Origin of the sequence: Halomonas sp. AOP27-A1-41, assembly GCF_052378605.1 — a bacterium.
Classification (GTDB): domain Bacteria; phylum Pseudomonadota; class Gammaproteobacteria; order Pseudomonadales; family Halomonadaceae; genus Vreelandella; species Vreelandella citrativorans.
Genome location: NZ_JBQSXT010000002.1, coordinates 1 through 22956, shown reverse-complemented (window position 1 = coordinate 22956; position 22956 = coordinate 1). Strand labels below are relative to the sequence as shown.

Here is a 22956-nt window from a genome sequence, read left to right as displayed (position 1 = left end):
GCTCTATTTCAGCAATGATTGAAATGGCTCGACTCATTCTGCGTCAGAGCCGTTGCCATTTTTGAGTTCGTCAAACTTTTCCGCCATGGTCGGGTTGCCGCGAGTCAACTTTTTGATTGTGAGGTCTTCGGCCTTGTCATTCGCGAGCCGCAGGTTATTCGCTGACTTGTAGAGCGCGTCCTTTGTTTTCTCGAGGTCTTTGATTGCCTCATCGATTCGCTTCACAGCTTCTTCGAAACCCTCGGAAGCGAGACGCCAATTCCGGCCAAACGCTGTTTTAAAGTCGTCGAGCCGTGTCTCGAATCGAGTGATGTCGAGATTCTGCGCCCGGACAAGAGCTAGTTCTGATTTATATGCAAGCGACTTCATCGCTGCGTTGCGCAACAATGTGATGATGGGAATGAAGAATTGCGGCCGGATAATGTACATTTTCGGGTATCGGTGGAATACATCGACGATTCCGGTGTTGTATAGCTCGCTTTCGGGTTCAAGCAGCGAAACCAGAACGGCGTATTCGCAGCCCTTTTCAAGGCGATCCCTGTCGAGCTCCTTAAGGAAGTCTTCATTCTTTTTCTTGGTGGCCGTTTCATCGCTCTCATTCTTCATCTCAAACATGATGGAGACGATTTCGGTAGCATCCTCATCCAGATCCCGGAATACGTAGTCGCCTTTACTCCCGCTGCTCACGTCATTGTCTTTCTCGAAGTACGCTCGCGGAAAGGCTGTGGCACGAATACGGTTGAATTCGGTCTCGCAGTGCTGCTCGAGGGTTTCGCCAACCATTTTGGTCGATAGTCGAGCTTTCATGTCGCGTAGTCGTTCAATCGCGTCGTCGCGATCTTTGATCTGCGTCTCGTACTTATCTTTGAGCGCCGTTTCGGCAAGTTGCTTTTCCAGCTCCACCCGCTGAATGCCGGTCCTCAGCACGTCGCGCTCCTTCTCCACTACACTGACTGCCTCGGTGATCGCGAGCTTATTCTCGATTCCGATGGCATTGAGTTTTGACTGAAAGGCTTGTGTCTCCGCATCCTTTATCGCGGTGATTTTCTGTACTTCGCTCACAAGTTTTGCATCAGCAAGTTCGATGGCCGATTGCCTATCGCGCTTGGACTGTTCAAGCTCGTTGACCAGTGCGTCCCGCTCTTTTTCCACTGCGCTAAGGGCTTGAGTCACTGCGAGTTGCCGCGCAACCTCAGCGGCATCAACCCTAGCTTTCAGTTCTTGAATCTCGGAGTCCTTGGCAGCAGCGGCTTGCTGAGATTCGCTCGTGATCTTGGCTTGGGCCAGTTCGACAGCATTCCGCTTGTCTTGCTCAGCCAGCTCAAGTCGGTCATGCAACTGCTTGTCGAAATCGCTATCGCGCACCTGCTTAAGGATGTCGGCGTACCCGGCTTCATCTATCTTGAATGCCTTGCTGCAGTGTGGGCAGATGATCTCGTGCATGACTATTCCCCCTTTGCCTTGGCCAGGATTTGCAGCAACACCTCGGGTACATCACCTTCTGCCCTGAGCGTTGCAGTGCGATATGCAAGTTGATTTTTTGAGAGCTGAATCCCTGTTTCAACTTCGACACTCTCGCAGGCAATAAACCACTCTGGCCAGTTTCCCGCCAGGAACGACTCAAGGTGATCCTCAAAAACTGCCACTTCATCGGCTACGGTCGCAGAGGGAAAGTCCTCTTCTGGAAGGTCGAAATATTTCAACAGTAATCGGTTTGGTTTTGCATGGCTCGTACGCTCCGATTCTATTTTGTCTTGTGCTTTTCCATTGGCTATAGCGCGAGCTTCGAACCCACTATCTGCATCAAAGAGTGCATAAACTGGAACCCCAATCGAAGACAGGATCGCATGTGCCAGAGGAATTGATGATTTTCCGTTTACGGAGACAATGGAGACGCCTACCGTTTCAAGTGAGCCCGCTAGTGACCTATCACCAATCCCATGGAACACGGAAGATTCGGTAGTTCCCTCAACAAGAAACGCGCGGTTCGCGAACAGAGCTATGGCAAGCTGGTCGGCGACGTTGTGATCAAGTCGACGGTCGACCACGTCACCATCGACAATTCCCTGAAGTTTGGCCTTCACATCCGCAACTGTTGCATAGTGCACAGAAACCACCGGAGTCTCGTCAGCCGATCTCGTTAGTCGTCTGACCTGGTCAAAATGACGCGCCTCAAGGAAGTAGGGGCTATGCGTTGCGTAAGTCACTTGTATGCGTTTATCAGCATCTTCGGCAATCGACCTGAGTACCCTTGCAAAGGCTTGTGCCTGGATTGGGTGCTGAAAGAGTTCCGGCTCTTCAATTGCCAAGCAAATGACCCCTTCAGCTGAGGCCGCACCAGACTGCGCCAAAAGCTGGAGTGCCGAAATCAAGATTGTGCGCTGAAAGCCATGACCCTGCCGCTCTACAGCGGTCTCGGTTGTGCCATCAAGTACAGCTACTTCGAATGTTGTCTTGGGGGCCTTGAGCTCTACGTCTGCTGGAGAAACGGTAACAGAACGCCCCGGCGAATAAGACGTAACTACATCATTGAGTTGTGCGGTAATTGAAACCAGCTGTTCCTTAAACTTTTCTTCATAAACTTTTTGCTGTTTGGTGCGCGACTCTTCGACAATCTTGGCTATCTCTTCATCAGCAGCAGTGCGATCAATTGAACGCTCAAGAATCCTGCCTATGATGCTCGATTTTCCGTCAAGAGACTCTTCGCTTGCGCGAAGATCGGCAGTAACCAGGACAAAGTCGAACAGACCACTCATCTTGCCGCCGCTGTTAAAACCGAAGAAGTTAGTCTGCAGCGCTTCATCAACGTCGACAAGCTGGTCAGTATGGGCTGCTTCCCATGCCGTCATTGCCTGGTCGACGGATGGACCGGTATTGGCCGCTGGTAGCTCTAGGTCTGGTCGGTCACGTCGAAGGGAGGCGTACAATTCTTTTTTTGCCGTAGCAGTGGCGGCCGCTTTGATCACATTGAAATCTGGGAAGCCCTTTGCGTTGGCCGAGAGGGTCTCGGAACCATCAGGTGACCGACACTTCCAAGCGGTGAACGTGGCAACTCCTTCCGGCGCGTACTTGCCAAGTGCTTCGCGATCTTTTTCAGTGAGGTCAGCGAATGTGATCTGTACTTCGATATCTTCGTCAATCGCCCCAAATGAGCAATCTTTCTCTGTCAGAGAGCCAGGTTTACCATTGAAGAACCAATCAAGAGCACGAAGTACGGTGGATTTTCCAGCACCGTTTGGCCCAATGAAGGTCGTGACAGAATCGAAGGGAATAGTCACATCTTTCAACGTGCGAAAGTTTTTGATACGAACGGATTGGATCTTCATTTCTGCTCCTTGAATTTATTATTTGCTATTTTGAGTTCGTCCAACTCAGATTTCAGCCTCCGCAGCTCGGCATTGATCTCGACCTTGCGGTTGAACTGTTTTTCCTTGGCCAGTCGAGCTGAGGTTTTGTCCACCTCACGTTGTTTGGCCTGCGCTTGTTCAACACGCGCCACCAGTTCGGCCAGCGTTTCCTGTGGCCGCGCTGGCAAGGGGATTAACCGATGGAGCAGTTGTTCGTACAGTCCACCCAGGTGCACGGCGATGGGCATAGCGGTACGCTCGCAGCCCGCGGAAACCCACTCCGATGCAAAATAGTCCGAAAGCACCCAGCGGCTGGCGTCGGCTTCGTTCGGGCGTTTGTAGGCGGCAATTACCTGCGTTTTTCCCTCGAAGGCCAGTTCAAACACGATGGGGAAAGGTATGGCCCCGTCGATGCTGCGTAATACATCCCGATGCAATTCGGGTGTCTTGAGCTGGATACTGAATACCTGAATCTCGGACACGCCGGGCCGCTCTGGCAGGTGGAGCGTTTCCGAGGCCAGTTTGAAGGCCCAGACGATCTGCTCCACCTGCTGGACGAACAGTTCTTTCAGCCGCGTATTGACCCCGCCGTGCTCGTAGATCTTGCTCTTGGGCAGAGCACGGCCAACGGCTGCCTGCTTTGGGTAGGCGATCAGCACGGACTGTTGTGTGAGCGCTCCCTGACTCATTCAACCTCCTGAATCACGATAAAGCCGATCAGCTCGAAGTCGTCCAGCCCCGAGATGGTGTTGGTCAGCGCCGTGGTCTTGCCACCGCTGAACAGGCTGTCCAGATCCTTTTCTTCCTTCACGTCGATCATTGACCGGATGGATTGGCCTAGAAGATCGGAGTGGGCCTGCATCTGGCGACCGTCGAGCGTTTCCTGATTGAAGCGTTGACAGGCTTCGACGATGGGGTTGTCCTGTCCCTTGCAGCAGCTACGCACCAGATCAAGCAGGCGTTTGACCTCGGTGTGGTCGTGGATGACCTCACCCTCGCAACTGATGTAAATGAGGTAGTACGGGTGCAAGCGGTTGTGCTGATTTAGATTGATGTCGTCTGCTTTGGCAGAAAGAGCGCGATTACGCAAGGTGAAGATTGCCCCTGGCGGCAGCCCCATCTGGGGTTTGGCAGGAACCACGGCGTGCATGCCATTGGGCGCATTGCTCAGTTCGCCGTGGGCTTTGACGTAGTTGAGCAGATCCATGCGGAAGTCGTTCAGCCCCAGGTCGGTGATAGAAACGCCGGTTTTTAGATCCTCCAACTCGATGACCTCTTCCTGCAGGCGGCGCAGTTGCTCCTTGCGGTACGATACGTCGTTGGCCTGCGCAGACAATACGTTGTCGTCGCCGGTGGCGGTAACGTCGGCGATCATCATCCGGCTCTCGACGCGCTCCTTGAGATTGATGTATTCGTCGAGCGAGATGTCTGGCCAGTAGTTGACCAGTTGAATGCTGCTATTGGGCGAGCCGATGCGATCCACCCGACCAAAGCGCTGGATGATGCGCACCGGATTCCAGTGGATGTCGTAGTTGATCAAGTAGTCGCAATCTTGCAGGTTCTGGCCTTCGGATATGCAGTCGGTACCGATCAACAGGTCAATTTCGTGGGGCTCGTCCGGTAGCACCACGGCCTTTTCCTTGGAGCGCGGCGAGAACAGGGTCAACAGCTCCTGGAAATCATAATTGCGCTTGTGCGTAGCGTGCTTGATGGTGGACTGTGGCGCGCTCTTGCCGGTGACCTTGGCGCTGTGGATGGAGAGCTTGGCCAGTAACTCAGGTGCAAGGTTGGCGTACAGGTAATCGGCGGTGTCGGCAAAGGCGGTGAAGATCAGCGCTTTCCGGTTGCCAGGGTTGATGGGGTTCTCGATCTTGCCGAGCAGTTGCGCCTTGAGGTGCTGTAGCTTGGTATCTTCCTGTGGCGTGATCTTGTTCATCGAGGCCAGCAGGGCGTCGATAACCTGCAAGTCCACCTTGAGTTCGTGCTCCCAGGATGGCAAGTCCATGTCAGCGAGGCTGATCTTGATCTTGCCGCCGATTTCAGTGCCTTCGTCACCGGGCATCGGCAGATCGTCGTCCTCGGCATCCAGCCCTTCCAGCACTTCCGTGAGGTCACCCACCGTCGCCGTACCACCGGCGGATTGATTGAACGCGGCGATCTTGGCGAGTGTGGCTTCATTGTTGGCCCGTAGCGATTGCAGCGTGAGGCGGAACGACTGCACCGAGCTTTCGAGGCGCTTGAGCAGGTTGACCGTCATCAGGGCCTGTAGGCTCTTTTCCCGGTCGGCCTGACGCAGCGTGCCCTTGCCTCCTACCTTGGTATCGTAGATCTCTTCGTACTTCTTCAGGCGGCTGGGCAAGATATAGCTGATGGGCGCATACACAGCCAGCTTGAGCAGGGAAAGCTGTTCAAAAATCTCATTGAAACCCAGCACATCCGACCGCTCGGTCAGGCGGCAGTGGAAAGACAGTGGCTTTCGGCGCTCGGGAAATTGGCCAATGTCGGTGGTATCGTAGAAGGTCTGGATGTGCTTGCGCGAACGGGCGATGGTCACGCTGTCGAGCAGCTCGAAGAAGTCGAAGTCCAACGTATCCAGAATTGCACGTGCAGTGCGTTCCTCCGGAGGCAGCTTTGACCATATGTTGAAGGCTGCTTGGGCATTGCGAAAGACCTCTTCCACTGACTTGCTGGTGCGCAACTTCTTGCGGAGGTTTTCCGAGTCACCCTCGTAGGCCAGCGCAAGCTGATTGCGCAGATCATTGAAGCGGTTGTTGACCGGCGTGGCCGACAGCATCAGCACCTTGGTCTTCACCCCTTCCTGGATCACCTTGCGCATCAGCTTCTGGTAGCGCGTTTCCTTGTCTTTGTAGGCGTCGTTGTTGCGAAAGTTGTGCGACTCGTCGATGACGACCAGATCGTAGTTGCCCCAGTTGATTCGGTTCAGAGGCGTGCCGAAGGACTCGCCGCTGGTGCGGGACAGATCGGTATGGCACAGCACATCGTAGTTGAACCGGTCGCGAGCGAAGATATTGGTCTTGAGGTTGCGGTTGTAGTTGAGCCAGTTGTCCGCCAATTTCTTGGGGCAGAGCACCAGCACCGAGCGGTTGCGCAGCTCGTAGTACTTGACGACCGCGAGCGCGGTGAAGGTTTTGCCCAGGCCGACGCTATCAGCGAGGATGCAGCCGCTGTAGGTTTCCAGCTTGTTGATAATGCCGGTGGCCGCGTCCTTCTGATAATTGAAGAGTTTGTTCCAGATTAGCGTGTCCTGGTAGCCGGTACGGTCGTTGGGCAGGACGTCTTCATCGATGTCGTCGAGAAACTCGTTGAAGATGTTGTAGAGCATCAGGAAATAGATGTTCTCGGGTGAGTTCTCTTGATAGACCGAAGCGATATGCTCGCAAATCTGCGCGGTCACGTCTTCCAGCTTCTCAGGATCATCCCAGATTTGGTCGAACAGGCTCAGGTAGGTGGCGGCAAAAGGGGCATCGTCCATCTTGTTCACAAGGTTGGAGACCGCATTGCCTTGCTGGTAGCCCAGATCAACGGCGGTGAAACCGTGCAAGGGCATGTAGGCGGTATTGGTGCCACCCGTCTGCACGCAGGCGAACTGCTGCATGGGCGCTTTGGTGCGATTGCTTTTGAACGTAGCCTTGCGCCGTATCCAGTCAGCGCACTCTTTGGCCACCGCCCGCTGGGTGAGCTTGTTGCGCAGCTGGATCTCAAACTCGCTGCCGTAGAGGCTGCGCTCCCGGTCGAGCCTGGGGATGTGGAACTCCTTGCGCTCCTTGCGAATCTTGTCGGCAACCTGGCTGGCTATGAAAGCGGGTGAGGTGAAGATGAAATTCAGCTCGTCGACCTTTTCCAGCTCGGCTTTCAAGGCCTCGAAGGCGTACATCGAAAAGCACGATGCTGCGATCTTCAGGCGCGCTCCGGATTGGATGGTTTGCTTGAGGTCGTCGCCCAGCAAACGATTGATGTTGTCGATCAGCTCCATCAGACGGTCATCCTCGAAGGCTTTAAGCAGTCGCCACTCATTTCGCCCCCGGCTTTTCCGATTGGGCGGCGATCCAGCCGTCGATGTCAGCCTGTCGGAAGCGCCACATCCCGCCCACCTTGAAGCCGGGGATCTTCTTGGCTGCCGCAAGCCGATAGATCGTCCGCTCAGTTACCTTCAAGTACTCGGCAACTTCCTTGATCGTCAGAATTCCGCTTTCGCTGTTGCTGGGCATTAGTCGGCCAATCATTGGTAGAAAACAACAGAATAATGCAAAGTTTTCATATCTGCGACTGAAAGCGAACACCAAGGAGGGTGGCATGAAGAAACCGCATCAGGACGAGCCGTTTTTCATCACCGAGGAGGTCGAAGCGGGACTTAGCGCTGCCAGCTACTAGTTCGAGCCGCCCAGTCACGCCCGGACAACCAGCCTGCCCGAAATCCTGACGGGCCTCACAGACACGGAACTAGCAACCTGGCCCAGCGTGCTGTCGGAGGAAGAGATCGAACGGCGACAGGGCAGAGTATTTGAAGCAGATCGATGAACACGGCATCGCAGGGGCGACCCTATGGCAGCGGTGCCGAGGTCACGCCCTTACTGCTGGAGAACTGCATGAGATGTACTGGAAAGTAGGCTTCATCGGTACAGTAGAGGTACACACATCAAGTCTGTCTTCTTTCGCCAAATTGCGCTAAACTACTGACGTATAAGTGCTTTCTTCTTATCTTAATTACGCTTTTATACGCTTGATTTTCCTAGACATAGGGTGTCAGCGACAAACTCATAATCCCTTGGTCGTAGGTTCAAGTCCTACTGGGCCCACCATTTCTAATTTTTGCTTGCTTCTGGCAAGAGATTTTAAGTCCCATGGCTCAAAATCAATCTTCCTTCCCGTATGTCTCCCCGTGCTCTTTGAAAGTTACCCACTTTTGCGATGTGCTTCGCTGTTGGCTCGAAGGTAGTCGGCTGTTTTGTGTTGTCGGTTAACAATAATGAGCACGAGTCTGCTAGGCCTAAAGCTGTGTTCTAAGTGGCTAATCTAGCCCCATCCCAAAGCTTTTTTTAGCTATCTGGCAAATAAATATGCCTCGGCCAATCTGGTTCATGGCTGGTCACTTTAGAAATAAAGCGCGAAAGAACACAAGGCTCCTCAGGCGGGGGATACGGCCTGTGAATGATGTTGCGGCTAAGAAAACTTGACATCGTGTGATTGTTGTAGTTGTGAATAATAATCCGTATCATTCGCCTTCCTCTGTTTGCTTACTATAAAAACACGTGCTCCTCTCCCCCATTCTGCCTGTCAGTGAGGTTTGTTTAACATGCGTCGTTCGCCTTTTTCCGCTACACCGTTGTCTGTCGCTATTCGCCGTGCATTGGCTGTGTCGTTAGGGGGTACGTTGTGTGTTGTGCCTTTTGCTGCACTGGCGCAGGAAGAGGCCGTGAACATGGGGACCACCGTAGTGACGGCGACCGCACTGAAGGTGGATACGCCAGATGTAGAAACGCCTCGCGCTATTTCAACTGTTAGTGCGGAGGAGCTTGAGGATCGAGGCGTCAATAAATATGACGAGACCTTCCAGTACCGCTCCGGTGTTGTGTCTCAGCCTTACGGTAATGACAACAATGCCGACTGGTTTTTCCTGCGTGGGTTTAGTGCGGAAGGCGCTACTTACCAGGATGGTTTAAGGCTCTTCCGCACAGGAGGCTATTTCTGGTGGATGAGTGAGCCCTTTGGCTTTGAACGTGTTGATCTTTTGAAAGGGCCTGCGTCAATTCTCTATGGCGAGGCGCCCCCTGGCGGTATGATCAACGGGATTAGTAAACGGCCTACCCGTGAACCGCAAGGAACGCTGCAGGTTGAAGCCGGTAACCATGATCATCGCCAGGTAGGGGTGGATGTGTCTGGTCCGGTGGGGCAGCGCGATGACGTGCGCTATCGCCTAGTGGGTCTCTATCGCGATGGCGAGGGCGAGCTCAACGGGAGTGAAAAAGAGCGCTATTACTTTGCGCCTAGTCTGGAGGTCGATGTTAGCGATGATACCACCGTCACCTTCCTTGCTAGCGTTCAGAAAGACCAAGGCGTGCCTACCACTGGGTTTTTTCCGGCACTGGGTACCCTTGAAGACTCTCCGTTTGGGAAAATTGACCCGGCGACCAATTTTGGTCAACCGGATTATGATCGGTTAGACCAGCGCCAGGTTGCGATTGGCTATGAGTTGGAGCACCAGATAAACGATACCTGGGAGTTTCAGCAGAATGCCCGCTATACCCATTTGGATTTGGAACTGCGTAACGTTTATCCCAATTCGTATGTGACACCGCCACGCAGTATTTCCCGTGGGATTATTGACCGGGACGGCCAGTACGATGCGTTTAATATTGATAACCGACTCATCGCGCGTACTTATACTGAGAACACAGAGAATACGTTATTGGTCGGCGCGGGTTATCAAGAGCTGAATTTAAATTACACCAACCGTGACAGCTTCCGCACCTTGGGCGATGGCTCTAGCTTCTTTACAAATATCGATACGGTGGATCTATATAACCCCGATTACTCGGCGTTTACGGCGCCGGATACCGGTGACCCAACCGAGCATAATGTCGATCGCCGCCAAGTGGGGCTCTATGTTCAAAATCAACTGCGCATAGCAGACCAGTGGGTTTTGCTTGCCGGGGCGCGCTACGATAACGTCGATAGCAGTGATAATTTTAGTGATACCACGGGCAGCTCCAGCGAAGGGTACGATGACGAACATCTCTCCATCACAGCCGGTGCGATGTACCTGGGCGATAACGGTGTTTCCCCCTATGTGAGCTATAGCGAGTCGTTCACCCCGGTGGCGGGTATTGGGCCGGATGGCGCTAGTTACGAGCCATTAGAGGGCCGCCAGTTTGAGGCTGGGGTTAAAATTGCCCCGCTGGAAGTCGATGGTTACCTCACGATTGCTGCCTTTGATGTCGAAGAAAATAACACCCTGATCTCGACCAGTGCGCCTGTTCAGGAGCAGGTAGGTAAGCGCCGCTCGCAGGGGATAGAGATCGAAGGCGTGGGCTATTTAACAGATGAGCTAAAACTGATTGCCGCCTATACCTATACCGATGCACGCTATGATGTGAGCGATGCACTGCAGGATGAGCGCGTTCCTTTGGTGCCAAGGCACATGGCGTCGGCGTGGTTGGATTACGATATGAGCCGCACCCTGTCTGGGCTTTCGGTAGGAGCTGGAGTGCGTTATATAGGGGAAACAGTACCCAGCGCGGATAGCACTATTGAGCAGAATGTCCCTTCTACAACGCTCTATGATGCCATGGCGAGCTACCGCATTAACGACAGCTGGACTGCCCAGGTCAACGTCAACAACCTTACCGATGAAGAGTATGTCAGTGGGTGTGACTTTTACTGCTATTACGGTGCCTCACGCAGCGTGGTAGGTAGCCTGAAATATAGCTGGTAGGTTGCTGCTGGCGAGTGGTTAACGTCAGTTGCTGAGTCATTCAGCAACTAACGTGTTGGTACATTTGTTAAAGCATGGAGGCGCCTACTTGCACCAGCCCAAACATGCCGACGCCTGCTGCCACCGGCCAACCCAGTGAACGCACGCGCAGCCATACCAGTAGGGTAACCAGCAGTCCAATCGCGGTTGCGGTCCAGGAAATCGTACTTGGGTTAACCGGTACAATAGAAACGCCCAGCACCGCTGCAATCATTAGCGGCCCTAAAATACCCAGCCACTGAGGCATGTTGTTGATACCGCTATCACTGCCTAAACGGCGCTGCATCCACAGAAAAGGGACGACGCGTATGAGTAGCGTACCCAATGCCGAGGCAATAACCGCTAACCAAAGTCCGGTACTCATAACGCACCTTTGCTGGATTCAAGCTTGACCATATAGAAGCAGAGCGCGCCGCAAGCAGCCGCAAGCGGGATGGCGACGTTGGCCCAGCCATATAGCGTAAAAAAGAGTGCGGATAATATGGCCCCGCTGAGTGCGAGCGACCAGCGTTTGTCGGTAAATCGCGGTGCTACCATGGTTAAAAACAGCGCGGGCAGGGCGAAAGGCATAATCTCACCCAGCAGAGGCCAGCGAGCGGTGAACGCCTCTCCCGCCGTCGCCCCTACGATAGTCCCTATGATCCAGGCGCCCCAGGCGAGGAGCGATGCTCCCAAAAACCAGCCGAAGCGCTCCGGTTTATCCAAGTGAGGAAGCCGCGTTAAGGCTAAAGCAAACACCTGGTCAGTAAGGCCGTGCATCAGCCAAGGCCAGTGACGGCTCTGAGGCAATAATGCGGCTAGATTAGGGCCATAAACCACATGGCGTACGTTGATCAATAGCGTCATGGCGACAACCAGCCAAAGCGGCGAACCCCGCCGCGATCATACCAACAAAGAGAAACTGCGAGGCTCCGGCGTAGATCAGCAGTGAAATAGCGGCGGCCTCCCATGTGGTGAAGCCCGCTTGTGTCGCCACCAGGCCGAATGAGAGCGAGACCGGTATATAGCCGCCCAGCAGAGGGATGGCTTCTCGTGCGCCTTTTAGCGCTGAGTGAGTTAATGCATGGCTCATGGTGTATCACCTTTTTCACCATAGGTGATGGTCAGGATCATGGTGGCTTCTGCCGCTTGGGTGCGATAAATGTGTGGTTTATCGGCAGGGAAGGTCAAGGTTTCACCGGGGGTAAGCTGCGTGGTGTTACCTTCCGGTCCAGCTTCCAGCCAGCCGCTAATAAGGGTAAGGGATTCCTGCGTGCCCGGTGTGTGCGCTTCAGCCCGGCGCCGCGTGTTGGGCGCGCAGCGCATCCAGTAGGCGTCCACGTGGGGGGCGTCTTTGCCTTGGTCAATGAGGCGTACCTGCACGCCGTCTTCGCCCAGCGGAACGGTAATCGGCGCTACCAGGGTGCCAAAGGGAGTGTTGAGTTGAACGGCCAGCCGCCAAATGGTGTCCAGCGTTGGGTTGCCGTTGCCTTGCTCAAGCCGACATAAATTGGATTTAGCCATACCGGCGGCGTTCGCTAACTGAGAAAGCGAAAGGCCTTGTTGCTGGCGCAGCGACTGCAAATGCTGGCCCAGCGTATTAAGTGAAAGCTTATCCATACAGGGTGTCTCGTTGTTCCTTATAGAGAACGTTCTATATAAGGAACGCTTGTTTGTCAACCTGAGCGCTACAAAAGCGCTTCGTCGCTTCTGAGCGATGCTAACCGTAAGAAGCCAAATACCAAAACGGCCCGTTTTGAAGTCATGATCCAAAACGAGCCGTTGGTATTTATTGGCCTTCTCTTAACAGCGGGAATGTGGCTGTTAAGAGAAGGCTGAACGCTTGAAGCTTAGGCGCTGGTCTTTGCCTCTTTAGCTCGGCAAGCAGCCGCAGTAAACAGTACATCGGTTGAGGAGTTAAGCGCCGTCTCTGTGGAATCCTGTACCACGCTGATCACAAAGCCAATCGCAACCGCCTGCATGGCCACTTCGGTAGGAATGCCAAACAGGTTAGCGGCCATCGGGATCAGCATTAGCGAGCCGCCCGCCACGCCTGAAACGCCGCAAGCCGCCAGGGCGGATACGATGCACAGTAGTAGGGCGGTCGGGAAGTCGACGTTAATACCTAAGGTATGTGTCGTGGCCAGGGTAATGACAGTGATAGTGATGGCCGCGCCACACATGTTGATGGTGGCACCCAGCGGGATAGAGATGGAGTAGGTGTCGGGGTCTAGCTTCAGGCGGCGGCAAAGCTCAAGGTTAATCGGAATGTTGGCAGCAGAACTACGCGTGAAGAAGGCGGTGATCGCGCTGCCACGCAGGCAGGCAAAGACCAGCGGGTAAGGGTTTTGACGGGTGGCGATGTACACCAGCAGCGGATTGCTTACCAGCGCGACAAACAGCATGCAGCCCACAATAACGGTTAGTAGCTGGGCATAATTAAGCAGCGCTTCGATACCTGACTCGGCCAGCGTACCTGCCACCAGGCCAAAGATACCTAGTGGCGCAATGCGAATAACCAGCGCCACAATTCGTGAAACGGCGTCAGAAAGATCGCTAAGAGCAAGGCGCGTGGTTTCGCTGGCTTGGCGCAGCATTAAACCCAAACCGACGGCCCAAGCAAGAATAGCAATAAAATTACCTTCCATCAGCGCAGTAACAGGGTTAGCGACCGCATTCAGCAGTAGGTTTTGCAGTATCTGAAAAATATCTCCGGGCGGGTTACCACTTACCTGTTCTGCGTTAAGCGACAGCTCCGTAGGAAACAAAAAGCTCGCGGCTACCGCAATCAGTGCCGCAATCAGCGTACCGACAATATACAGCACTAGCACTGAGCGAATATGTGTAGGCTGCCCCTGCCTATGGGCGGAAATGGCGGCTGCCACCAGAACAAAAACTAAAATAGGCGCAACGGCTTGAAGAGCGGAAATGAACAGCTGCCCCAGTAGCGCTACATCACCGGCAATTGCGGGTGCAAAGATTGCGAGCAGCGTACCTGCCACGATGCCAATTAAAATCTGCGGGATAAGGCCCAGCTGTAAAAGCGGGCGGAATAAGCCAGTGGTGGTTGCAATCATCGCGCGTCACTCTGGTAGTCGAATAGGGATGGGCATACGTAGACGCCTCCGGAAAGGGGCAGCATTCTACCACTTGGCGCTATCCTGCGGGATTTTCGTGAGCAAGTTTCTTTGAGTGGGGTATTAAGGAGAGCAGTCACTGCGCTTGGCAGTGCTGGTATTGCTTTGTATGTCAGCCCAGTAAGTGCAAAAAGCTGGGAGAAAGGTGCGCTGAGAGACGATGTTTTAATGAACGGGGATACGCAGCGGAGAAGACTGACCGATTGAACGAATACTACCCTTGCCGCCGAATAAAAGAGGCAAGGGTAGGGCTGAAAAGCAGTACCTTGATAAGTAAATAATTAGGCAGCGACTATTGCCTGACGAGGTGTCTTGCTAGAAACCGCAGTTGGCGTCATCTCGGCAGCGGCACCGGCTTTCATGCTGGCTAGCATGGAATAGCCTTTGTCAGTTAGCTCAATCACGTCGGGGGAGGAGCCCCATTTTAAAAGCATTTCGTCTAGCTGATGCTCCGCTGTTTCAAACTGGCTACAGTGGCAGAGCAGCTTGGCGATGGTGTAATCACATTCCGGGGTGTCGAACATTTCATCCTTGATTTCTTGAATCGCAAGTTGAAGACCAGCTTGGGAAATCTCTGCTAGATGGATATGTTGCATGCCACTACTCCTTGTGAATGCTGAATTTATTTGTACGTAAATTGTACTCTTCAAGACTAATATAGGTTTCCTTCAGAAGCAAACCCCTTAAAGGTGTTATTTGCCTCTTCTCGCTCTTACGCTTTCGCCCAATAAAAATCCCGCTCCGATGAGTAGAGGGGGCTCGCTGCTTCCCTTACCGCTATTACAAAGGTAGCGTAGCGATCAATGTGACTACGCAGCCTGATAAAAAAGCCAGTAAAGCACGTTTTATCATTTCTTATTCTTGGCTTTTTGATTCCTATATAGCTGTTATATAAGATGTTTTTTAAGGTAGTTACGGCTGTCTGGTTTTGCTCCATTGAAAAGATGTTGACGTTTCATCTTGGCTCCCATCGCGTTGCGATTAGTCACCCCTGATCCCCACTAATCCAAAGCCCGTACCCTTGGGCCATTTCACAACGTTTTTTAAAGAATCGTTTCTGAAAGACCGCTTCAGGTTTCAGCATAGACCACGATAGGTAAAAAGCGACTTAATAAAAGCTATACAAAACATTAATTTTTTTGCCATCAATATGTCACCAAGGAAAAGCCTGTGTTGATGGGTGACGCTTGAAAACCAGATGGTTTTTCCAGATTCGCGACTGGCAGCACGCAGCGATAGACATTTTTGGCAATAACCAGGGTGCCTGCTGGCTCAGGTTATACGACTAACGTTGTTAGACTTTGGTTGTAATTGTGGGCGTTTTACTGGACTAATGTCCTATTGCAGTTAATAAAGGGCGCCACGAAATCGTTGAGCCCTTCTCAGCCTGGGTAAGTTGCTCACTATCAATCTACTTTTTGTTCACCTGACAGCGGTGTTTTTATAATGCGCAGAGTTGCCATGATGACCGTGTGGGACCAGCTATGGTATTCCCACGATCAAGCCAAGAAACTGCTGATGTGTGCGTTACCCTCAACGCATGCTCCCAGCACCTCACGTCCTTCCGCCGAATCCGGTGGTGGAGAGTCTCAGGGCAGTGGGCCATCTCCACGCCCACCTGCTTACAATAAGCCCCAAACAGTAGGGCTTGTACTTGGGCCGCTGCTGTTTGCTTTGGTTGCGCTGTTTTTTCATCCTGCTGATTTAAGTTTTGAAGGCCGCATGGTCTTGGCTACTACGTTGTGGGTCGCTGTTTGGTGGATTACTGAGGCTATCCCTATCCCGGCAACGTCGTTATTGCCCATTATATTGCTGCCTATTACAGGCGCATTGGATGGAAGTACGGTCACGGCTGCTTACGGAAATCCTATTATTTTCCTTTTCCTGGGCGGGTTTATGATCGCACTGGCCATGGAAAAGTGGGACCTGCACAAGCGTATCGCACTGACGATTATTTCCGTGTTGGGCACCAGTATTAACAGCATCGTGTTTGGCTTTATGGCGGCCACTGGGTTTCTTTCCATGTGGGTGTCGAATACCGCCGCGGTCATGATGATGCTGCCGATCGGCACCGCGATCGTCTACCAGGTGAGCCAGGAGCTGGGTAAAAACGGGGGCGAGGTTGATAGCAAGGAAATTGACAAGTTCAGTAAAGCACTAATTTTCGGTGTCGGTTACGGCGGCACTATTGGTGGGTTAGGCACGTTGATTGGTACACCGCCGAACATCATTTTAGCGGCGGTCGTGAATCAACTTTTTGGCGTGGAAATCTCCTTTGCCAACTGGTTAATGTTTGCTTTCCCGGTGGTAATGGTGCTGCTGGTGTTAGGTTGGCTGATGCTTACTTACCTGATTTATCCGATTAGTTTTCGTAACCTTCCCGGCGGTAAGGATCTCATCAAGAAAGAAAAGGAAGCGCTAGGCAAGATCTCATTTGAAGAGAAAGCCGTTCTGGGGGTGTTCATTTTTGCAGCGTTTTTCTGGATTACTCGCTCTTTCTTGTGGCAAGGCCAGATTATTAATATTCCCGGCATCAGTGATGCCATGATAGCGATCAGTGCTGCGATATTACTGTTCCTGCTTCCCTCTAAAAACAAAGGCGGCTGTCTGCTCAACTGGGATATCGCGCGGGACGTGCCGTGGGGTATTTTACTGCTATTTGGAGGCGGCTTGGCCATTGCGGCAGGGTTCGGCTCCTCAGGTCTGGCGGGCTGGATTGGCAACCAGATGAGCGTGCTCCAGGGAATGAATTTCATTCTGGTCATTCTACTGGCGACCGGTATGGTGCTGTTTCTTACGGAAATTACCTCCAATACAGCAACGGCAACCATGATTTTACCGGTACTGGCATCGCTGGCGCTGGCGCTAAATATTCACCCGTTTGCTTTGATGGTACCTGCTGCCATGGCGGCCAACTGTGCCTTTATGTTGCCGGTAGGGACGCCGCCCAACGCGATTATCTTCGCAACTGGCAAAATCAAGATCACCGAAATGGTACGTAACGGTTTCGGCCTGAATATTATCTCCATGCTCCTGATTACGGCGTCTGTATACTTCCTTTTACCGATGCTATGGGGGGTTGATCTGACGGTCTATCCCGAAGCTTTCCGTCACTAAAGCGCTCTTTTAAGCATTTTTGATCAAAGCCCTTATCCAACTGATAAGGGCTTTTTTTATGCACATGGTTTTATGTACATCGTTTTTATACACATAGTTTTTACGCACATCGTTCGTATCAGTTTATTTATGATACAAATTTCCCTTTCAAAAGTGGTTAAAAGATTTAGAAAGGGCAGCCCGCTTAAATTGAATTTTTACGCTTAAGTTCAGCGACTTTTCGTACACACTCTGGGCGATCAGAGGAGAAAGCGATGACGCTATTGTTGTTGAAAGTTATTGTGGGAAAAGACAGCTTGATACTTTAGCAAAAGAGCGCGACGGTTATTGACACTAAACCTGTCAGGATGAAGAATCGATTCATAAATGATAAGTGCATGTTGGGAATGTAAGGGAAAGAGGCCGCCTGAAACTATTACGTCCCATAACGATGTGTCTCAGACGTCTCGGCTTCATAAAAGTGGCTGGAGTGAATAAGAGACGTTTGTTGGCCGCTTCTACCCGATTGCTTACTACCGAGCCCTGTCAATAATGGTGATTAGACCTTACGATTTCGCAACCTGTGCTCTTGGCCGTTTCAGACTGAGTATTTTGACGTCTGACCCTGGCTGGGTTCGGCTTCGTTTGGCTGTGCGCACAATGCTCACGATGGGGCTTGTCTGCCTGGCGCTTCTCCTTCTTCATCGCTGGTTTCCCATGCCTGCGCCAGCCTATGCCGTTGCGATGCTTACTGCGCTTCAAGGAGCGGTGGCCATAAAGGATGCAACGGCTGGCAAACGCGCTGTTTCCCGCGTTTTTGCCGCACTCTGCGGCTTCGCCGTTATTGCGGCGATTTCGCTAGTTGAACACTCGATTCTTCACATTAGTGCCGTGCTGCTTGGGGTCATTTTTTGGGCAGTGTTTATACGCCAGTTTGGCGCTCGCTGGCAGGGCGTCGGCGCGTTCACCTTTATGTGCGGTGTCATCGCTGCCTTTTTGAAGGCGCCTGATACGGACCTAATGGATATCGCTATTTCATTAGCGTTATCAGGCTTTATCGCGCATTTCGTCCGCAATTTTGTGCTGCCGGAACGACCCGTTCAGGATTTTGAACGGGCGATACGTGCCTCCCTGCTCTCTGCAGACCGCTTGCAGGCCGGGGTCGCACGTTCGCTGCAGGCTGGAATGGCGATCGACTTGCGTGAAACGACCCGACTGGCACGCCGGGCGCAGGAGGCGGCTTTCTTATGCGAAAGCTATCTACCCGCCATGTCAGAAGCAATGGATATCAAATTAGCCGACCTACTGGCGATGCGCCTGTTTGATCTGAGACTTGCTATCGAAAGGGTGCTTGATGACGCGCTAAAAGTTGATCATAAAACATCCGGCCCCGAGCTTGCCGTGCTTGAAAAGCAGCTCACTGAGCTGCGGGATGTTGAAGTAAAAGTGCGTGCCGATGTCGCTTCTATCGGTACTTCCTCTTCGGCTTCATCTCCCAAGCGCCCGCCTTCGGTGCCTGCCGCGGCCTCGTCGCCGCGCGGAAGCCTTCTCGCCAATCCATTCTTCAGGCAAGCTGTTCAGGTAACACTGGCATCCGGCATTGCCATGATTGTGGGTCTCGCGTTGTCTCCAGAAAGGTGGTTCTGGGCGGTGATGACGGCCTTTCTGATTTTCTCCAATACTCAGTCGCGGGGTGCTGTCGCCGTTCGTGGGCTTAACCGGGCGCTGGGTACTGCTGTGGGCATTTGCGTGGGTATTGGGCTTGCTACCCTGGTGCATGGCAATCTCTACTGGACCATACCGCTGGTGGCGATCTCGATCTTTGCAGCGTTTTATCTGATGATGCTCTCTTACGCGATGATGACGTTTCTAATCACCATCGCTCTTTCGCTCATCTACGGCATTCTGGGAGAGTTTACGCCGGGGTTGCTTGTCCTGCGGCTGGAAGAAACACTGGTGGGTGCCTTCGCGGGAATCATCGTCTCGCTTGCCGTCTTACCGCAGAGTACTCGCGAGCAGGCCCGTCAGGCATTTGATCACTTTCTATCAGTGTTTGAAAAGCTACTGGGGGATATTATCGCCGAAGAGGGCGACGCGAAGCGTCATTCACGCCTGATAGCATCCGTCACCGCGCTTGATACAGCACGGGCGAGCTTCGTTGATGCTGCAAGCCCCATGCAAAGCTTCATCTCGTTCGGAGCGACGCACCGGTGGGCTTATCAGAATTTGAAGTACGCCTCGACCCTGGCGTACGCCGCGCATCTGCTGGAGCGTCGGTTTAGCCAGGCTTCGCCAAATGAGCAAGAGCAGCAAGCAATCGCTGGTATTCGCGCTCGGCTTGCCCACCCGGCCGAGAATCATCTTGAGGCGCCCGCTTTAGAGAGCCCTGTTCAAAATAACCTGTCGACGTCAGCGGATAATGACTTAGCGGCCAACGATTTGGCGGATGACACAGCCGCTTATGCGATCACTCTGATAAATCAGACGCTGGATCAACGCAAAAGTGAGCGATAGCAGAGGCAACGTATCCGTTCAAAAGCGTTGTGTACGCCAAAGCCGGTTCTGAAATGCCAGTCGCATGGCGAAGCCTCGGCCTGTCTAATTCAGCGCCAGACACACTTAACATGCCGTAAACGACACGCTGCGAATGAGTGCCGTGACCTGCATGCCTTTTGCCAACCCCATCTCATCCCATGATTTACGCGTTAACCGAGCGCGTAAGAAAAATCGACCGATGCCTAAACGCAGCTCCACTGTATAAGGTGCTTCGGGAAGGATAATGAAATCAGTGATAGTGGCGCTGAGCTGGTTGCGATAACTGGTGTTGGCGGGTGGAGTAAGCGCCAAGGCAATATCGCGGGCCAAAATGCGTACTCGCAAGCGGCTGCCAATCGGCGCTGAGGTGCCAGGCAGTACCAACTGATGTTCGTCATCAAGCGCTAAATGAGTCAGGCCATACGCAGTTTCATGGGCGACTACTTCGCCTTGCAGTAGCGAGGCCGCATCAAATCCCCCCAGTTCATGGGTTAGATCAAAGCGCTGGAGCAGGGCGCCCAGTGTGTCGCTGGCGCGAACCTGTCCGGCTTTCATTACCACCAAATGATCGGCAATCGCCGTGATCTCTTCGGCATCATGGCTAACGTAGATAACCGGAATATCTACCTGCTGGGTGAGCCGGGTGATGTAGCGCAGCAGCTCCTCTTTGCGCGCGCCATCAAGCCCGGTTAGCGGTTCATCCATGAGAAGCAGTTGTGGGTCACTGAGTAGTGCTCGGCCAATGGCCACACGGCGGGCTTCACCCCCTGAAAGTGTGCCGGGCATGCGCTCCAGCAAGGCCTCAATACCCAGTAGCTCCACTATTTCGGCAAAGCGCTGCGACGCCGGGCGGCGCATACCGTAGGTTAAATTACCGCGCACCCGGTAGTGCGGAAACAGGCGTGCTTCTTGAAACACAACCCCCATACGCCGACGGTGCGGCGGTACGAAGATACCTTGCCGGGTATCCAGCAAGGTCTGCTCGCCGAGTGTTATGGCACCTTGCTGTGGCCGTTCAAGCCCGGCTATCAGCCTAAGCAGGCTGGTTTTGCCGCTACCGGAGGGGCCAAAAAAACCGCTTACGCCTGTCGCGGGCAGGTTGAGCGCAGCAGACAGGTGAAAAAAACCTAGCTGTTGTTCAACTTGTAGCGCGAGCCGCGGGTCGCTGGGCTGATAAGACGTCGTCACGTTAGCCATCGCGTTCCTGTAGGCGTTGTCGGGTGCGCCGGGCTAGCCATTCCGAGGCAATTAACGATACCAGCGCAATGGCAATGGCGATTAGGCACAGCCGCGCGGCGGCGGCCTCCTGGCCGGGTGATTGAATCAGGGTGTAAAGCGCCAGTGGCAGGGTGCGGGTTTCTCCAGGGATGTTGGAAGCAAAGGTAATCGTTGCGCCAAACTCGGAAAGCGCCCGGGCAAAAGCGAGCACCGTGCCGGTTAGCAGGCCGGGCACGGCCAGCGGCAGCGTAATCGTGGTAAACACCCGCCATCGGCTAGCGCCCAATGTGCTGGCGGCGGCTTCAAGCTTCGGGTCAACCGCTTCAAGGGAGAGCCGTAAGGCGCGCACCAGCAGTGGAAATGCCATTACGCCGCTGGCGACCGCAGCGCCTTGCCAGGTAAACGGCAACGATACTCCCAGTGTGCTATACAGCCATTGGCCAATAACGCCTTGTCTACCCAGCGTCACCAGCAATAAATAGCCGACTACTACAGGCGGCAACACCAGTGGCAGGTGAATCAAGCCGTCCACCACCGCTTTACCGCGAAACTCAAAGCGCGCCAGCCACCAGGCCACGGCAATTCCCGGCGGTAAAATCCAGGCGATGGCGGCCAGCCCGATTAACAAGCTTAGGCGGATGACCTCCCACTCAGCAGGCGAAAGGCTCACCGGGCATCCATATCGGTATCAAATCCGTACTGTGCAAAGATGCTCAGTGCTTCTTCGCTCTCAAGCCATTGGCGTAAAGCAACCGCAGCATCGTTCTGCTCGGCGTCGATTAAGGCAATTGGGTAGGTGATAGGCGCATGCGTTTCGGGCGGGAAAAGCCCCAACACTCTTACTTGTTGGCTGGCTAATGCGTCGGTTTGGTACACAACACCCGCTGGCGTTTCCTGGCGTTCCACCAGTGCAAGAGCCGCCCGCACGTCGTTGCCACGCGCAAGCCTTGGGAGTAGCTCCTCCCACTCTCCTAGCGCTTCAAGCGCCTGTTGGGTGTAGATGCCTGCCGGCACATGGTCCGGGTCGCCGACCGAGAGTCGGTCCCGCTCACCCAGCAGCGTGGCGATGCGGGCGTCTTCGCCTGGTGTGAAATGCTCGGGAGCGTCTGGGCTTGCTGAAACCAGCGCCAAGCGGTTGTACAGTAAATCACTGCGCTTTTGAACATTAATGCCTTGGGCTTCCAGCCAGTCCATCCACTCAACGTTTGCTGAAATAAACAGCGCCGCCGGGCTGCCGTTGGCAATTTGGCGGGCAAGGGTGGATGAGGATGCATAGATCGGCGTTACAGATACATCATGCTGCGCTTCATAGGTCGCGATAGCTTCGTTAAGTGCATCGGTAAGCGAAGCTGCCGCCGCCACTTGAATATTTGCCGCTGCATAACTTGCGGTAGGCATCACCATCATGAGCAGGGGGGCTATCAAGGGGCGATAAATGGCGAGATTGATCATACGGTTACGGTCCTTGTGCGCATCTTCTTGAGGGTTAATGTAACGCTTTTATCATGATCTAATCCAGGAGGCGGTAGCCAACATTGGCCATACGCACGGGTGATGAGTCCTTGGTCATTGCGTCAGCAACGTTTAAACAGAGTGACGACCGCGAACTGCCAGGCATTTTGTGTATCTAACCTTCGATGAGCCAGTATTTATCAAATGAGCTGTTATAGGGAAAAACATGAAAAAAAATATGATTCAGGCAGGTGTTGTTGCCTTATTGGCGGGTATGTTGTTACCACCGGTCGCCGCTGCCGCCGATGATTTATGTGAAAGCAAGGCAGCCGATGTTCGTGAGCAGTTAGCGCATGCCCAGGCTCAGGGTAATCAGCATCGAGAGGAAGGCTTGCAGCGCGCGTTAGATGCGATTGACGATAACTGCACGAATGAAAGCGTACTAAATGATGCAACGGATGAAGTAAAAGAGAGCCTTGCAGAGGTTCAAGAGCGCCAGGCGGAATTTGAAGAGGCGCTCAATGAAGGCGATGACGATGACATTGAAAAAAGGCGCGTTAAGCTGGAAGAGGCAACGCTTGAGCTAGAACGCCATACTGAAGAACTGAATGCATTACAGCAGCAAATTAGCGAGTAAATCATTGGGCGCTATGCTAGGCATAGCGCCCATCAGTAGCAGGGTAAGTAACGTGCAGGTCAT

16 protein-coding genes and 1 pseudogene are annotated in these 22956 nt (G+C 53.4%); 4 read left to right on the top strand and 13 right to left on the bottom strand.

Translation table 11 applies throughout. From position 1 onward, the window contains the following. Positions 1–33 precede the first annotated feature (33 nt). Genes ACT3TC_RS02255 through mads1 form a run of 5 tightly spaced genes read right to left on the bottom strand, consistent with a single transcriptional unit; the run spans position 34 to position 7576 of the window. Entirely contained in the window at positions 34–1443 is a 1410-nt protein-coding gene (locus ACT3TC_RS02255; RefSeq protein ID WP_444638965.1) for a DUF2130 domain-containing protein, read from the bottom strand. A gap of 2 nt (positions 1444–1445) precedes the next feature. Further along, positions 1446–3326, bottom strand: a complete 1881-nt coding sequence (locus ACT3TC_RS02250; protein ID WP_444638964.1) for an ATP-dependent nuclease — start codon at positions 3324–3326, stop codon at positions 1446–1448. After that, complete coding sequence (locus tag ACT3TC_RS02245; RefSeq protein ID WP_444638963.1) at positions 3323–4036, bottom strand: DUF4391 domain-containing protein; 714 nt, start codon at positions 4034–4036, stop codon at positions 3323–3325. Before ACT3TC_RS02245 ends, ACT3TC_RS02250 begins: the two co-directional genes overlap by 4 nt. Next, on the bottom strand, positions 4033–7341 hold the full coding sequence (locus ACT3TC_RS02240; protein WP_444638962.1) for a helicase-related protein: 3309 nt from the start codon (positions 7339–7341) through the stop codon (positions 4033–4035). The genes ACT3TC_RS02245 and ACT3TC_RS02240 overlap by 4 nt, the downstream gene beginning before the upstream one ends. A 37-nt stretch (positions 7342–7378) precedes the next feature. Continuing rightward, the gene (mads1, locus tag ACT3TC_RS02235) at positions 7379–7576 is read right to left on the bottom strand and encodes a methylation-associated defense system helix-turn-helix domain-containing protein MAD1 (protein WP_444638960.1); all 198 of its coding nucleotides are present in this window, start codon (positions 7574–7576) and stop codon (positions 7379–7381) included. A gap of 1085 nt (positions 7577–8661) precedes the next feature. Between mads1 and ACT3TC_RS02230 the strand changes: the two genes are divergently transcribed. Then, positions 8662–10800, top strand: a complete 2139-nt coding sequence (locus tag ACT3TC_RS02230) for a TonB-dependent siderophore receptor (RefSeq protein ID WP_444638959.1) — start codon at positions 8662–8664, stop codon at positions 10798–10800. Between the two features lie 67 nt (positions 10801–10867). Here the strand turns inward: ACT3TC_RS02230 and ACT3TC_RS02225 are convergent, their stop codons facing one another. The 5 genes and pseudogenes from ACT3TC_RS02225 to ACT3TC_RS02205 form a co-directional block, all read right to left on the bottom strand. After that, positions 10868–11203 (bottom strand): AzlD domain-containing protein, encoded by a 336-nt coding sequence (locus ACT3TC_RS02225; RefSeq protein ID WP_192527439.1) that lies wholly within the window; start codon positions 11201–11203, stop codon positions 10868–10870. Next, a pseudogene (locus tag ACT3TC_RS02220) lies at positions 11200–11911 on the bottom strand (AzlC family ABC transporter permease). The gene ACT3TC_RS02225 and the pseudogene ACT3TC_RS02220 overlap by 4 nt, the downstream one beginning before the upstream one ends. After that, positions 11908–12438 (bottom strand): helix-turn-helix domain-containing protein, encoded by a 531-nt coding sequence (locus ACT3TC_RS02215; RefSeq protein ID WP_441679520.1) that lies wholly within the window; start codon positions 12436–12438, stop codon positions 11908–11910. The pseudogene ACT3TC_RS02220 and the gene ACT3TC_RS02215 overlap by 4 nt, the downstream one beginning before the upstream one ends. A 230-nt stretch (positions 12439–12668) precedes the next feature. Next, complete coding sequence (gene sstT / locus ACT3TC_RS02210) at positions 12669–13895, bottom strand: serine/threonine transporter SstT (protein ID WP_444638958.1); 1227 nt, start codon at positions 13893–13895, stop codon at positions 12669–12671. Positions 13896–14236: 341 nt separating this feature from the next. After that, complete coding sequence (locus tag ACT3TC_RS02205; RefSeq protein WP_444638957.1) at positions 14237–14551, bottom strand: hypothetical protein; 315 nt, start codon at positions 14549–14551, stop codon at positions 14237–14239. An 868-nt stretch (positions 14552–15419) separates the two neighbouring features. Here ACT3TC_RS02205 and ACT3TC_RS02200 point away from each other — a divergent pair. Both ACT3TC_RS02200 and ACT3TC_RS02195 read left to right on the top strand, forming a co-directional pair. Next, positions 15420–17072 carry an SLC13 family permease gene (locus ACT3TC_RS02200; RefSeq protein ID WP_444639088.1) on the top strand — a complete coding sequence of 551 codons (1653 nt, stop codon included), beginning with the start codon at positions 15420–15422 and terminating at the stop codon, positions 17070–17072. Between the two features lie 591 nt (positions 17073–17663). Continuing rightward, positions 17664–19565 (top strand): FUSC family protein, encoded by a 1902-nt coding sequence (locus ACT3TC_RS02195; protein ID WP_444638956.1) that lies wholly within the window; start codon positions 17664–17666, stop codon positions 19563–19565. 105 nt (positions 19566–19670) lie between these two features. Here the strand turns inward: ACT3TC_RS02195 and modC are convergent, their stop codons facing one another. The 3 genes from modC to modA are packed head-to-tail and all read right to left on the bottom strand — an operon-like array spanning position 19671 to position 22256. Next, on the bottom strand, positions 19671–20783 hold the full coding sequence (modC, locus tag ACT3TC_RS02190; RefSeq protein ID WP_441679514.1) for a molybdenum ABC transporter ATP-binding protein: 1113 nt from the start codon (positions 20781–20783) through the stop codon (positions 19671–19673). Then, positions 20776–21474 (bottom strand): molybdate ABC transporter permease subunit, encoded by a 699-nt coding sequence (modB, locus tag ACT3TC_RS02185; protein WP_441679512.1) that lies wholly within the window; start codon positions 21472–21474, stop codon positions 20776–20778. The genes modC and modB overlap by 8 nt, the downstream gene beginning before the upstream one ends. Beyond that, the gene (modA, locus tag ACT3TC_RS02180) at positions 21471–22256 is read right to left on the bottom strand and encodes a molybdate ABC transporter substrate-binding protein (protein WP_444638955.1); all 786 of its coding nucleotides are present in this window, start codon (positions 22254–22256) and stop codon (positions 21471–21473) included. The genes modB and modA overlap by 4 nt, the downstream gene beginning before the upstream one ends. A gap of 226 nt (positions 22257–22482) precedes the next feature. Here modA and ACT3TC_RS02175 point away from each other — a divergent pair, with 226 nt between their 5' ends. Next, on the top strand, positions 22483–22893 hold the full coding sequence (locus tag ACT3TC_RS02175; protein WP_193054497.1) for a DUF1090 domain-containing protein: 411 nt from the start codon (positions 22483–22485) through the stop codon (positions 22891–22893). Positions 22894–22956: the final 63 nt, after the last annotated feature.